The following is a 14,059-nucleotide window of genomic DNA, read 5'->3' on the forward strand; positions in this document are numbered from 1 at the left end:
CAGTACATGTTTATTGTTGTAAATGTTTTAACATAGAACATACGATATGTACGAATTTAATTTCCCCCAGAAACAGGTATATGAAAAGTATAAAAATATTCCAGCACACCTGTACCCCGCAAAAAAAACATCAGCTTAGTATCAGGACAATCAAAGAATTGCTGGGACATGTGCCAGAAAAGCTGTACCGCCCTCACCGCGTAAATTTTTACGTAATGCACCTTTATACAAAAGGTAGTGGTACTCACCAGGTAGATTTTAAGAATGTTGAAGTGAAACCCGGACGCATGGTTTTTATTTCAAAAGGACAAGTGCACAGCTTTGATCATCATGCAGATTATGACGGTTATGCGCTTATGTTTACAGAAGATTTTTTTGGACGCACAGACTTTTATCGTCAGTTTCTTGATAAGAGCACATTGTACAATGATCCGTTGGCTCCTTCATATATCGACACCGGAGACCGGTTTAATGAATTATGCTGCCAGTTCGACTATATGATAGCGGAACAAAAAAGACATGAAGGAGAAATACAGGAACTGTTGCTCCATAATTATCTTACCAATGTATTGCTGATTTCGGAAATAAAGCATGGCCGACGTGGCAGTACAATTTTAGCTCCCGGTAATAATGATCTTGTTACCAGGTTCAAAAATCTTGTCAATGAACATTTGCTGGAACAATGGCCAATAAAATATTACGCGCAGGAATTAAATGTTACCCAGCGCACATTGGAAAATGCGTTTGTTAAAGGGGAACATACTACGCCCAAGAAATGGCTGATGGAAAGACTGATACTGGAGATCAAGCGGCGCCTTTGTTATGAAGGAGATATTCCAATTAAAAGTCTGGCAGATCTGCTAGGCTTTAAAGAAGTATCCAACTTTGTTAAGTTCTTTAAAAACGAAACAGGTGTTACTCCTGTTGAATTCAGAAAGCGTTTGAAAATTCCGGAAAAGCATTAAAGCTATACGTTTCGTAATTATACAAGAGTATTTCGTTTTTCCATAACAAAATATGCTGACAACAATGCAACTTTGCATCATTGTAACGCTTTTTTTATCTACATCTTTTAGCTATTGAAAAACAGAGCCCACAGTTTTTTTAGATAGAGTGTAGTATTTGTTTGTTTTCCGCAAGTCAAAAATCGGTTTCCTTAATGGAAACCGATTTTGCATTTAGGCAGTGTCTACTTTTGTGTTTTCAACTCCACACGTTTTTGAAAGGAGTGGGTTATCTTCTCTTTGGTTTTACTAAAAGTGCAATACTCACCAGTGATGCGATGGTGCATAAGATACTGAACCAGTCGCCCCATTTGTTATATAGCGTAGGATGATGTTGTATGTCAATATTTCCAGTAAGTATGGTGGGAGCTCCGTTATCGCAATTGGCTTCCTGTAACACCCTGCCGCAATAATCATTGATTGTCAGCCTGCCAAGCCTTGCATTTCTTATCATACTGAAACCACCTTCCACGCTTCTCATGACTGCCATGCGGCTATGCAGCCATCCATCCCGCACAAAGTCCCAGGCAGGTACGTATATCACATTACAACCTGCTTTACCATACCTGCCGATAAACTGCTGAAAGTCCAGGTCTTTACAAATGGCTACACCTTCCGTTTTGTTATCCCTGATAAAAATCCCTGGTTCTTTTCCTGGTTTTATACTATCCAGTACTTCTCCCGCAAACAGATGTACTTTCTGATAATCTTCCAATAGTGTTCCATCCGGACCTATTACCCAGGCGCGGTTTTCGTAATAATTTCCATTTTGCTGTGCTATGCATGCCACCATGCTGACATGATGAGCAATCGCAGTATCCTTAAACTGTTGAAGAAAATACTGGCGACGGTTATTGTTTACCGTAAACATCTTTTCAGGAAATACTATCATTGCTGCTCCCTGATTTGCCAATTCTCCGACATGCCGGAGGTAAAGATTTGCCAGCGCCGAATCCTTGTCTTCGGCTTCTTTGTAATAAGCCTGTTTATCTATTGCGACCATCCCTACGTGTAATGGATTGGTATTTGTTGTTTGATTTAAGCGCATAAGACCCCAGGCCATTGTTGTTATTAGTACGCCGATCGTTACAATGGAGAGTCCGCGGATAGGTTGTTTTAGCTGATACCGGTAGATGATTAAGGCTATTGCGGCAGGGATGAAAGTAACCAGGAAAGAGATGCCCAGCATGCCCGTGAGTGCGGCTACCTGCACCACAGGTAAGAAATCAATTTGCGTATAGGCGATACTGCCGAATGTGCCATCCGGAGAAGTCAGGAAGGAGAGGTACTCGACTGCTGTCACCAGAACAGGAAATGCAAATACGGTGGCCCAATGGGAATACTTAAGCATTAGTTTTCTTACGGCTATCACCTGTAACGCGAAAATGAGAGGATAACTAAGGGTGAATACGAATACCAGCGGCAAAGGTAAAACACTGTGTAAATAAGGCACCCAGCTAAGTCTTCCTATCAGGTATCCTGCAAAAGCCAGTAAGAATGTCCAGCTTCCTGAAAGACGTAATGAAAAGTAAAGTATGGGGATGGGCGCCAACCATATTGGCCACCAGGTATGTGCTGATAAACTAAAAGATAAATACCAGCAAATGCCGGCAAAAAGCACTCCTGCGGCTAATAATCCTTTGGGAACCGGTTTTAAGCCCGACATGATATATGTTTAATATTATATTCAAAGTTATGCTGATTTTCCGGCGCAGCATTGTATATTTTAGACAGACTGATGTTTGATGAGGATATCCGCTATTTTATTATCTTCTTTTTTGAACTGGGTGGGAGTGGTGCCGGTAAACAGCCGGAAATCGCGGATAAAATGCGCCTGGTCGAAGTAATTGCATACATGACTGACAGCAGTCAGGGTATTGTTGGTTTGCATAAACCTGACCGCTTTATTGAACCGAAGGATTTTATGGTAATACTTCGGTGTATAGCCTATATTTTTCAGAAAGATCCGCTCCAGCTTTTTATAATACCAGCCAGTTTGCTGACAGATATGATCGATAGATGTATCGTCCTGGCTTTTACGGAGCATATTAATGGCCATATTCAGTACTACCTGATCGGTTGGTGTATTTCTTAAGGCGGCGCTTAAAAGGGTGTCTAATGCCTGTATTCGAAGGTTATCATTCGGGAAGTCCGCTAACTGCATCTCCAGGGCCTTTACCGATGTTCCTAAAATAAGTTCAGCCGGTAAAAGGACATTCAATAAATCAGATACCGGGAGGTTGGTAAATGCTGCCAGTCCGCCGGGCTTGAAACGCAGTCCCAGCATGTTTGTTTTGCCAGTGCTTTTTACATAAAAAACCTGGTTACGTTGTCCCATTATCACCGGGCCGCTTAACCGGGTGCCCTTCGGGTTATCGGGTGTTATTAACCAATCAGCAGGATCCTCAAAATTAAAGATCAGTTCCACCCGGCCGCCGGGTATCAGGCGATCTGGTGTATCCATGAACCGGTCTGGTGCATGTAAAACCCAATAGCATTCAATTAAGTCAGCCAGTCGGGCGGAGGGATAATATTGCTGGTAATGAAGCATATAACCGATAAAAATGCATTTCTCCGGGGAGGCTATATCAAGGTACAAAAATCCTGCAATTTACTGCGATGGCAGCGGAGCATCTGCCTATCTATTTTTAAAAGTAAAATTTGTTGGAATAATAAAAAATCTTAATTTTAGTGTACAACATATCTAATACACTATGATACGCTTTGAAAACTTCTGTTTTGGCTATAAGCCAGGTGCATTGCTGTATCGGAACCTGGAGCTTTCTTTAGAGTCGGGCAAGATCTATGGCTTGCTTGGGAAAAACGGGGCGGGTAAATCGACCCTGCTGAAAAACCTGACCGGGCTGCTTTATCCATCATCGGGTAATGTGTCTGTAAATGGTTTTAACCCATCCGGGCGGAAGCCTTCTTTTTTACGAACGATCTATTTCATACCTGAAGAAGTACATGTGCCGGCACTGACAATCAATGCCTATGTTGCTCTTTTTGCCCCTTTTTACCCCGCTTTTGACCGGCAGCTGCTGGATAGCTACCTGGACAAACTAGACGTAGTAACAGCGGAAAAACTAAACAAACTTTCATTTGGTCAGCAAAAGAAATTCATCATTGCCTTTGCGCTTGCCTGCAACACCAGCGTCTTAATCATGGATGAACCTACTAACGGGCTTGATATTCCTTCCAAGAAACGTTTCCGAAAGCTGATCTCTTCCACGATGCAGGAGGACCGCCTTATTTTTATCTCTACCCACCAGACCCGTGACCTGGAGAACCTGATAGACCAGGTGATCATTGTAGATAATGGCGAACTATTGTTAAATGCACCTGTTGACCAGATCGGGCAAAGGCTGTCATTTAAAATAGTGGAAGCGTCTTACGCGGAGGAGCAGGTTTTATATGAAGAGGAGAATATGTATGGCCGTGCCGTGGTGATGGCCAACACCGGAGGGGGAGAAAGCCGTATTGACCTGGAGCAGCTGTTTAACGCGGTCACCGGAAATCCGGTGATGGCAAAAGCAATTTTTAAAAATTAACCTCATAATAGTATGAACGATGTATTTAGCGCACGCCGTTTTGGATGGCTGATGCGCAAGATGTTCCTCGACAAAACAGCACCTGTCTTCGGTACTGTATTATTATGTTTCACTATTACATTAATATTCTACGTTGTGACCCGGCTGCTGCAAGGTCTTGCGGTGGCACAGAATGGGGCATTTACGACCGGGCTTTCACTGGGGGGCACGCTGGTGGCTTCTGTGGTCTTTGGCAACTTTAATAATAATGCAGTGGGTACATCTTTCTTAACCTTACCTGCTTCTGTTTTTGAAAAGTGGTTATCGGGGGTGTTGATAGTAGGTGTCCTATATTTTTTCCTGTTCCTGTTTTTTTTCCGTTTACTGGACCTGGCCTTTGTAGCACAATTCCATCATACACTGAATCCCCATTCGGCCTACTATAAAGAGCAGTATGAAAGCATACAGCTGCTTTCCTACACGGGCAGTACTGCGCGCGGAAATTATATGATGTTCTTCAATTTTTCCGGTATGATGATGCTGGGCTCACTCTTCTTTAATAAAGCAGCATTCGTGAAAACGGCCTTGCTAATTTGCAGTTTGGTTATTGCTGCCTTTTTGCTGAATTTGCTGGTCATTAATCTGCTGATTAAAAATGTGCAGATTGCGTTTCCGTTCTCTGTAGTATGGATATGGGTAGGTAAGGACCGCGCCGCACTGAATCTTCCACCGGAAAGCGAATTCCGTATCAGGATTATTTTCTGTTATGTACTACCCATCATACTTTGGGGACTTTCACTGCTTAAATTAAAAGAAAAAGAATTTTAAAATATTTTGATGGTTTTTAATGATAGGACGGCTTTATATCTTCAGATCGCACTGTATATGTGTGAGCAGATTCTCCTGAAAAAGTGGAAGCCGGAAGAAAAGGTGCTTAGTATCCGTGACCTGGGCGATTTAATTGAGATCAGTCCCAATACGGTGCAGCGCGCCTATGATTTTCTGCAGCAGCGTAACATCATCATTAATAAACGTGGCATAGGTTTTTTTGTGGCACCTGATGCAGAAGAACATATCCTGCTGTTTCGCCGGGAACAATTTATGGAGAATGAGTTACCGGAAATGCTACGCAATCTCTACCTGCTTAAAATTGACATGAAACAAGTAAATGCGCTGTATGAGGAGTTCGTAAAAAATAACTTTTTAAACAAAGAGTGATGAAACTTACGTCAAAAATACTTATTGGTTTGCTGCTGCTGTTATGCTGTGGTATCCTGCTTTCTGCCTCCCTGTTTAAATCTGAATATGAAAAAAATGATAAGGGAGAATTGTATTTTTTATATGGCACGATAGCAGATCAACCTTTTAGTCACCTTGTGATAACAGGTGGAAACGTTTCGAATATTGTATACGAACCTGGTGCTAAATCCTCCGTAAGAGTGTTTAAGCGCTGGAACGGTTATCATGATAAACGGATTGCCACGATAGTGCGTAATGACACACTTTTCCTGGATTTTCCTGCCGGGTATGCAGATTTAAATGAGAAGATGCAGCTAAAAAATACAAGTATCGTTCGCATTTTTTCACCTGAGTTGAAATCAGTAGATGCCACCAACACGAACCTGCAGCTATTGAAGCTGAAGCAAAAGACGCTGGCAGTATCGATTGGCGGAAACTCGAATTTTGAAGTGGAGAGTATGATTGCTGATTTTGATGATATTTCCATAAAAGCGACAGACACTACGGGAATTGTGTTTGAAATGTCCCCGGATTTGAAGAAATCGGGTAGCACCGTATTACGGCAGGGTGAGATGGAAATAGCTGCTGATAAAAAGGGTTGGGATGCCTTTCATATCAGGAAGCTGTCTGCCATTGTATCAGGCCATTCTTTTGTTGATGTAGGCCATGCACAGATTGATTCGGTTGATTTTCAGGTTGCTGATTCATCGGCGATTGTGTTGTCCGGCGGAGCGATACAGCAGCGTTTGCAGGGGAAGTAGTAGTGTAGGAGGGGGACAGTCAGTAAGGAAATAAATAAGCGTGTAACTGATATTTAAATAAAAATAGAAGCCCGTCTCTATGGTGTAGAGACGGGCTTCTATTTTTATTCTATGAAACCCGGAGCCTTTTACCGGGTTGTTACTATTTAATCTTACTGCACGATCACGTTTACGGTGGCTTTCTGGCCAGTGCTCATCATCAGGATGATTACATAAACACCACTTTGTGAAGGCATTGTGACCTGGTTGGTTGATTGCACCGATGTAATTTGCTGTAGGGTATTACCTGTAACAGTAGTAATCAGCAATCTGGCGCCTTGTAACTGGGCATTGGTATAATTACAGGTTACTTTAACGGTGCTTCCTTTTGCGGCAGGATTAGGATATGCTTTTATGCCATCTGAAACCGCACCGGTACCGGTTAAGGTAAGTGGGCAACTTTGTACGATATTGCCATTATTGCTGGTAGCCATTACATAGTAGGTGCCTTTCAAAGCGGTTGATTCACTATAATAAGCATTCGTAGCGCCATTGATAGGTGTACCGTCTTTATACCATTGCCATTTATTGTAATTGTTGCCTGTATTATCAAAGACCAGCACGTCGGCCCAATGCTGCCGAACCATTGACGCTACCAGGTTATTGAATGTATTAGTGACAGCTGTTGCGGCAAAGTGATTCCCATCACCTGCCTGCGTTGCGGTAACAACGCTGCTGCCCGGACTTACAGGGGTAAGCGTGGTGCCGTTCACAGTTGCAATACTGGCATCGGCAACGGAATAACTTACCGGTAATCCACTAGTGGCAGCTGCGGTTAACGTAACTGTAGCGGGCGTTCCATTACAACCCATTGTAAGATCCTGTGTCCAGGAAATGGTTTGAGGCGCTTTGGTAATGGTGAGATTATTACCTGTAAATGAAACGGTATAGTTGTTTCCTGCATTCAACGTACCTTGATTGATAGGGTACACGCCGGCATCCTCACCCGTAACTCTGCCCAGACTACCACTGAAAATCTGCTGGTTATCTCCGCTTCCATAGCCGGTTACAGTATAGGTATATGCAGGATCTCCTGTACCATAGACTTTCGTTTTCGCATCGGCGATGACTGTCAGGATAGCTTTACTGATGGTTAAGCTGCCATTTGCATAACTGATGTTGTAATTCCCTGATGATAGTCCGCCGGGCGTGATGACATAACTATTTACATTGGTAGCTCCCTGGGAAGTACCACTGTAGGTAACAGTACCACCAAGAGCAGCGGCAGTTTCATTGTTTACAAATCCGGACCAGCTAACACCGTTGCCACCGCTGTATGCTATACCATCATATACTTTAGATGCGTTGTTGGCAGTAACAGTCAATGTCGCTTTGCTGATGGTTAAGTTGCCATTTGCGTAACTGATGTTGTAATTCCCTGATGATAGTCCGCCGGGCGTGATTACATAACTATTTACATTGGTGGCTCCCTGGGAAGTGCCACTGTAGGTAACCGTACCACCAAGAGCAGCGGCAGTTTCATTGTTTACAAATCCGGACCAGGTAACACCGTTGCCACCGCTGTATGCTACACCATCATATACTTTAGACGCGTTGTTGGCTGTAACAGTCAAGGCAGCCTTGCTGATGGTTAAGTTGCCATTTGCGTAAGTGATGGCATAGTTGCCAGATGATAATCCGCCCGGCGTAATCACATAACTGTTTGCATTGATGGCCCCCTGGGAAGTACCACTGTAGGTGACCGTACCACCAAGTGCAGCGGCAGTTTCATTGTTTACAAATCCGAACCAGGTAACACCGTTGCCACCGCTGTATGCTACGCCATCATATACCTTAGCAGCGTTGTTGGCTGTAACAGTCAAAGCAGCTTTGCTGATGGTTAAGTTACCATTTGCGTAAGTGATGGCATAGTTGCCAGCTGATAATCCACCTGGCGTGATCACATAGCTGTTTGCATTGATGGCTCCCTGTGAGGTGCCACTATAGGTTAAGATGCCGGCAAGGGTAGTAACGGTTTCGTTGTTTACAAAACCTGAATAGGTAACGCCGTTGCCGCCGCTGTATGCTACACCATCATAAATTTTGGTACTGTCTTTCGCGGTGACAGTTAAGGCAGCCTTGTTGATGGTTAAAGTGCCGCTGGTATAAGTAATCGTATAGTTCGCAGCAGACAAGCCTCCGGGAATAATAAAATAACTATTAACGTTTTTGGCTCCCTGAGAATTACCGGTATAGGTAACAGTGCCGGTTAAGGCTTTAGCTGAATCTTCATTATTTACTAAGCCGCTGTACAAAAGCCCGTTGCCACCGTTGAATGACAAGCCATTATAGATCATGGTACTGTCTTTCGCGGTGATGGTTAATCCAGCTTTATTGATAGTTAAGGCGCCGTCGCCATACACAATGGTATAGTTGACTGCAGCAAGACCACCTGGTGTAATCACATACGTATTTACATCTTTTGCTCCCTGAGCGGTGCCGCTGTAAGTCAGTGTACCCGTCAGGGCAGCGGTGGAGTCATCACCGTTTATGAAACCCTGGTAAGTGACACCATTGCCACCGGCAAAAGCCAGGCCATCATAGGTTTTAGTGGCACTATTCGCGCTTACTACCAGGTTAACTTTGTTAACAGTTAACGCAAACACTATATCGGCAGCCGGTGCATAAATGGCGTTACCGGCCTGGCTTATCGTAATATTCACCGTCCCGGCTTTCTTAGCCCTGATTTTCCACTGATTGCCATCTGCGGCATCCTGGTATACTTCCGCAATATTGTTATCGGCAGAACTTAAAGATACCGGTAATCCTGAACTGGCAGCAAGTGCTCTTGTGAACACGGTACCATAACTAACGGCAGTATCGGTCAGGCTGGTGATCGTCTGGCTAAACGGTAGTTGCAGCTCATAGGCACCCTGGTCAATCGTACTGGCCTTACGGGAATTGCCGGCAAGATCTAAAGTAGCTGTATCATATACATTGTAAATACTGTCGCTGCCTGCATTCACAGCAGGACTGGCAGGTTGTAAGCTATAATCACCATTTGTGAAAGGTGCCGTATTGAATGCCGGACTGTTTACAAACAGCGGGTCTGTATTGGTGATATAATTGCCAGCATTTGGAGAGGCTCCCTGTATAGTACTGTATTTGCTGGTGTAGGCACCTGCGATGCCGGTATTATTACCGTAAATGATACTATTGTAAACAGCAGTATTACCGTTGCTACAGTAAATGCCAGCCATGTTATTGCCACTTAGAGTGCTATTAACCAGGTTGAAGCTACCGCCGTTTACGTTAATAGTCCCTCCGGAACCGGAAGAATTACCGGTCAATTGTGAGTTAAGGAAGGTTATTGCAGCGCTGTTAGCAGCATAAAGGGTTGCAGCTGCTCCATATTGAACAGCAACACATCCTTTTACTACTGCCTTCTCACATACTACCTGAGCGTTGGTATTGGCAGAAATTGCCCCACCATTGGTAAGTGTAGTATCTCTTAAAAATTCACAGTTATAGAAAGATGCCACACCGTTTGCATTTACCAGTATAGCACTACCAATACCTGATGTTTTATTATCGTTAAAGGAGGAGTGGCGGGCGGAAACAGTAGCATTTTGACCAATCAGGAATGCGCCGGCTGTGTTAGCCGTACTATTATTCCGGCAAATAACATTTTCCAATGTCAAATCCGCATAGCTAGCATAAAAAGCCCCACCAGAAGCGGCGGTATTGTTCAAACAACTCACACGCCTGAGTACCACCGTTCCCGAAGGATCTGTCGCACTACTATAAAAAGCTGCTGCTCCGCCAAAACTATTATAATTATTAGAAAGGATCACATCTTCAACCAGCAGGGAGGCGCTTCTGGCTATCAGGCCACCGCCTGTGTTCAGCGGCACATTTACATTATTGATCGATACATTGCCGCTGTAATTACTGTATCCGTCAGCAATGGTAAATCCGCTCAAGACCGCTGCTCCCATGTCGCCGGCGGCGATCACTACATGGTAAGCATTATCGCTGTTGGTAGCGGGATCTCCTAAATTACCACTTAACACCGTAGTATTGGTGGTAAAATCCCTGCCGGTAGTATCTGATTCTGTACCGGCAAATCCGCCAAATACTTTCACATCTTTTACCAGCAAAAAGGCATTACTCCTGTCGTTGCCTGCCGGTGCAGTCGTTGCCTGGCTGGCTGGATACTTAGGTAAATAAGTGCCTTTAGCTACCCATATTTGTTGCACAGTACCGTTGGTGGTACCGTTTAAAATAGCGGCAGTTCGCAAGGCGTCTGCCAGTTCTCCCGTCGCATTGGCCCAGCTGCTACCATTACCGGTACTACCTTTTTTAACATACAGGATACCGTTGGTAAGTGTAATCATTTGGATATTCAGCTTGCCGGCTACATAGGTAATACTATAATTATCTGCAATGAGGCCATTAGGTACCAGGTTATAAATGCCTACGCCGGTGGCCGATTGTGCCGTTCCGCTATAAGAAAGTGTACCGGTTAAGGCAGTAGTGGAGTCATCACCATTTACAAAACCTGCATAGCTAACGCCGTTGCCACCGCTGAAAGGAATACCGTCAAAATACTTGGTACTGTCTCTGGCGGTTATTACTAATGATGCTTTCGCAATACTGATATTAAATGGTGTAGTCACGGGGTCGTAGGTAGCATTACCCAGCTGGTTTGCAATAATAATAACATTGCCGGCTTTTTTAATATGGGCTTTCCATTTGTTGTTGTCCGACGCGTCCTGGTATACATTCACTATACTGGCGTCGGCGGAAGTATAGCTTACCGGCAGACCTGAGCTTGCGGTAAAAGTTAATTCAACATCAGCGTCACCATAGGTTTTGGAAATATTGCTTACCGCAATTGTTTGCGCTGTCAGGGCTTTTTCATAGGCGCCTATATCAATAATGCCGCCTGTGCTGAAATTGGATACACGTGGAGCGCCGCTCAGATCAACAGTCGAAGCGTTGAGTCCTGTAAACAGTGCATTACTTCCCGCATTTACCAACGGGCTACTGGCTTGTACTGTATAAGCACCGCCCGTAAAAGCAGTACCGGTAGCGAGTGAATTGGTAAAGCCCGGGGAGACCGTACCATCCGGATTATGTAAGCTGATATCTGTTGCCACACCCTGCAGGAAGCTGTACTGCGCCGTATAGGAACCTCCGTTGTCGTTATAAATACCGCCACTGTTATCGCCGATAACCGTATTGTAAATGACACCCGTGGATTGTGAATTGAAAATAGCGCCGCCACTACCGTTCGTGGCAGTGTTGCCGGCAATAGTCGTATTCACCAGTTTAAAACTTGTGGTGAAACAAAACAAAGCACCTCCTCCGCTATTGGAGTAATTTCCTGAAAACAAGGTGTTGGTATAAAAGCCGGAAGATTGGCTCTGATAAATGGCGCCGCCACCGGCTGTTGCAGTGTTACCTCGTACGGCCAGGTAGTTAGCGATGATATTGCTGCCTGCTGCAACATAGATGGCGCCACCATACCCGGCAGAAGTGTTACCGGTTATTGAAACATTGTTGAATGTTTGTGTGGAATTACTGACTGAATAGATGGCACCACCATAAATTGATGCCGAGTTGCCCGTAAAACTTGTATTTGAATAGGAACAGGCGCTGCCATTGAAAGCGCATAGTGCACCTCCGGCATTTGCACTGTTATTGCTGAAGGTAACGTTAGTAAAAGTGGGATTGCTGTTTATGTACATGAAAACAGCCCCGCCATATCCGCTAGCATAGTTATTGATAAATGTGACATTGGTTACGGGAATGCCAGCCTGATTTGTAAGATAGAGGCCCCCGCCATATTGCGCATAAATAGTAAAATTATTGGCCTGGGTTTGATCGCTATAGTCATTCGCATAACCATCCGTAATGGTGAGGCCATCTATCAGCGCCGAGCCTAAGTTGCCATATCCTGTTACTACGTGAAAGGCGTTATCGGTTTTTGTGCCTGGCGTGCCTATGTCACCGCTTAGGGTGGTAATGTTGGATGATGCATCACTGCTTCTGCCGGTGAGACTCGTTTCCGTTCCACCAAAATGACCATAGATCTGTACATCTGGCAATAAAGAAAATGTTATTCTCCGGCTATTTGCTGTGCCTCCATCTACCTGTTGAGAAGGGTAATAAGTACCGGCGGCTACCCAGATCTGCTTTACAGTGCCGGCGCTACTGTTATTCAGCCTTTTAGCATGTGTCAACGCCGTGTCCAGCTCGGCAATGGCATTGCCCCAGCTGTTGCCGGAAGCGTTGCCTGCACCGCCTTTTTTTACATACAATACCCCATTGGCATCCGGCGTTTGTGCGTAAAGGTTAGTGGTGCTTAAAATCCACCAACAGAAAATACTGAGTAAAGGAAATGTAGTGAATCGTGACTTGAGGTGGCCAGATAAATGATAAATAGTTCTTACTGATAGTAGGGATATAACTGAATTCATGAATACTGTCGGCTAGTGTAAAGGGAATAATGCAGCAAAGTTATAAAAATATCCCAATTTACTATATGAAAGAAGATGGCCGGAAATCAGGCATTTTAGCGTTATATCTGATAGTATGATGATTGATGACAGAAAAACATATTTAATGTAATATGTTGATAATCATAATTTTTTATCGTTGAGAGATGGTTTTTCACGAATGCCACGACTGACAAAAGAAAAAGCTTATCTGTACTTCTATCTCATTAATGCTTATATTAAGCATCAAAAATCAGCCTAATAAAGACTATGGTAGTAAATGACCTTATTCAAACAGCGATAGAAGAAATCGAAAACCAGCATTGGGGTGTCACAAAACAGTTCCTGGAAATACATGAAGTGGTCTATAAAGATAATAAGCCCAAAGTTGAAAACGTAAAAATTGATGAGGAAAAGGGTCGTGCAATAGTATACTTTTCTATTGTAGGCCAAAAATTTTACCTGGCCATATATCTCGATACAAAACCAGCAATTGCAGTAAGTTGGATAGAAATTGAGCCCAGATATTCCATTTATTTCAGAGCGACTTCAGAGGTCCTTGATTACAACGAACTTTGTGCCATGACAACTTTAACACCGACTAATGGGTGGAATAAAGGGGATAAAAGAAAGTTTGGGGAACTTACCTATAAGTTCAGTTGCATCGAATTTCTTATTAACGGGACTCCTGATGAGTTTAAGAATAAGCTGGAACAACTCTTGGATTTTTTGGAACAGGATAAAAAAGGTATTATCGACTTAGCACATCATGCAAATGGATATATACAGACGATAATAATTTTTCATAATGGCAATACAATGCTTGGTGGGCCAATGATTGATAGAAAGAATATAACGCGCATCAGTGATTTAAATCTCGAAATTAATTTCGATTTATATGCAGAGGGTAAATTTTATAAGTAATAGTCAAAATGCCCCAATGTGTATATTTTATAGTCCTGGGCAATTAGAAAACTCCGGGCAGTAGCCTGTAATGTACCTTGGTGCAGTTTGCAGTATACCCAGGTAGGTTTATAGCCAGG

At 43.6% G+C, this 14,059-nt stretch carries 9 protein-coding genes; 6 read left to right on the plus strand and 3 right to left on the minus strand.

Features of this window, described 5'->3' with window-relative positions:
• The first annotated feature begins 80 nt into the window (after positions 1-80).
• Positions 81-965: a helix-turn-helix transcriptional regulator gene (locus F3J22_RS19455; RefSeq protein WP_167019607.1), complete on the plus strand. Its 885-nt coding sequence runs from the start codon at positions 81-83 to the stop codon at positions 963-965.
• Positions 966-1,233: 268 nt separating this feature from the next.
• On the opposite strand, the gene F3J22_RS19460 is transcribed toward F3J22_RS19455, so the two are convergent.
• The gene (locus F3J22_RS19460; protein WP_167019608.1) at positions 1,234-2,670 is read right to left on the minus strand and encodes a nitrilase-related carbon-nitrogen hydrolase; all 1,437 of its coding nucleotides are present in this window, start codon (positions 2,668-2,670) and stop codon (positions 1,234-1,236) included.
• A gap of 60 nt (positions 2,671-2,730) precedes the next feature.
• A complete protein-coding gene (locus F3J22_RS19465) occupies positions 2,731-3,603 on the minus strand; it encodes a helix-turn-helix domain-containing protein (protein ID WP_167019609.1) in 873 nt (290 codons plus the stop codon).
• Positions 3,604-3,718: 115 nt separating this feature from the next.
• Between F3J22_RS19465 and F3J22_RS19470 the strand changes: the two genes are divergently transcribed.
• The 4 genes from F3J22_RS19470 to F3J22_RS19485 are packed head-to-tail and all read left to right on the plus strand — an operon-like array spanning position 3,719 to position 6,534.
• Positions 3,719-4,555, plus strand: a complete 837-nt coding sequence (locus F3J22_RS19470) for an ATP-binding cassette domain-containing protein (protein WP_167019610.1) — start codon at positions 3,719-3,721, stop codon at positions 4,553-4,555.
• A 12-nt stretch (positions 4,556-4,567) separates the two neighbouring features.
• Positions 4,568-5,362: a hypothetical protein gene (locus F3J22_RS19475; protein WP_167019611.1), complete on the plus strand. Its 795-nt coding sequence runs from the start codon at positions 4,568-4,570 to the stop codon at positions 5,360-5,362.
• Positions 5,363-5,371: 9 nt separating this feature from the next.
• Entirely contained in the window at positions 5,372-5,752 is a 381-nt protein-coding gene (locus tag F3J22_RS19480; RefSeq protein ID WP_167019612.1) for a GntR family transcriptional regulator, read from the plus strand.
• Positions 5,752-6,534: a hypothetical protein gene (locus tag F3J22_RS19485; protein WP_167019613.1), complete on the plus strand. Its 783-nt coding sequence runs from the start codon at positions 5,752-5,754 to the stop codon at positions 6,532-6,534. The genes F3J22_RS19480 and F3J22_RS19485 overlap by 1 nt, the downstream gene beginning before the upstream one ends.
• Before the next feature lie 152 nt (positions 6,535-6,686).
• Here F3J22_RS19485 and F3J22_RS19490 read toward each other — a convergent pair whose 3' ends face one another.
• Positions 6,687-12,998 (minus strand): MBG domain-containing protein, encoded by a 6,312-nt coding sequence (locus F3J22_RS19490; RefSeq protein ID WP_167019614.1) that lies wholly within the window; start codon positions 12,996-12,998, stop codon positions 6,687-6,689.
• A 288-nt stretch (positions 12,999-13,286) separates the two neighbouring features.
• On the opposite strand from F3J22_RS19490, the gene F3J22_RS19495 reads away from it, so the two are divergent.
• A complete protein-coding gene (locus F3J22_RS19495; RefSeq protein WP_167019615.1) occupies positions 13,287-13,940 on the plus strand; it encodes a DUF4279 domain-containing protein in 654 nt (217 codons plus the stop codon).
• The last annotated feature ends 119 nt before the right edge of the window (positions 13,941-14,059 follow it).

Source organism: Chitinophaga sp. Cy-1792 (genome assembly GCF_011752935.1).
Lineage (GTDB): Bacteria > Bacteroidota > Bacteroidia > Chitinophagales > Chitinophagaceae > Chitinophaga.

Bases quoted from the DNA above. Each gene is read 5' to 3' on its own strand.
- F3J22_RS19455 (WP_167019607.1), top strand. From the start codon at position 81: ATGAAAAGTATAAAAATATTCCAGCACACCTGTACCCCGCAAAAAAAA.
- F3J22_RS19460 (WP_167019608.1), bottom strand. From the start codon at position 2,670: ATGTCGGGCTTAAAACCGGTTCCCAAAGGATTATTAGCCGCAGGAGTG.
- F3J22_RS19470 (WP_167019610.1), top strand. From the start codon at position 3,719: ATGATACGCTTTGAAAACTTCTGTTTTGGCTATAAGCCAGGTGCATTG.
- F3J22_RS19475 (WP_167019611.1), top strand. From the start codon at position 4,568: ATGAACGATGTATTTAGCGCACGCCGTTTTGGATGGCTGATGCGCAAG.
- F3J22_RS19480 (WP_167019612.1), top strand. From the start codon at position 5,372: ATGGTTTTTAATGATAGGACGGCTTTATATCTTCAGATCGCACTGTAT.
- F3J22_RS19485 (WP_167019613.1), top strand. From the start codon at position 5,752: ATGAAACTTACGTCAAAAATACTTATTGGTTTGCTGCTGCTGTTATGC.
- F3J22_RS19490 (WP_167019614.1), bottom strand. From the start codon at position 12,998: ATGAATTCAGTTATATCCCTACTATCAGTAAGAACTATTTATCATTTA.
- F3J22_RS19495 (WP_167019615.1), top strand. From the start codon at position 13,287: ATGGTAGTAAATGACCTTATTCAAACAGCGATAGAAGAAATCGAAAAC.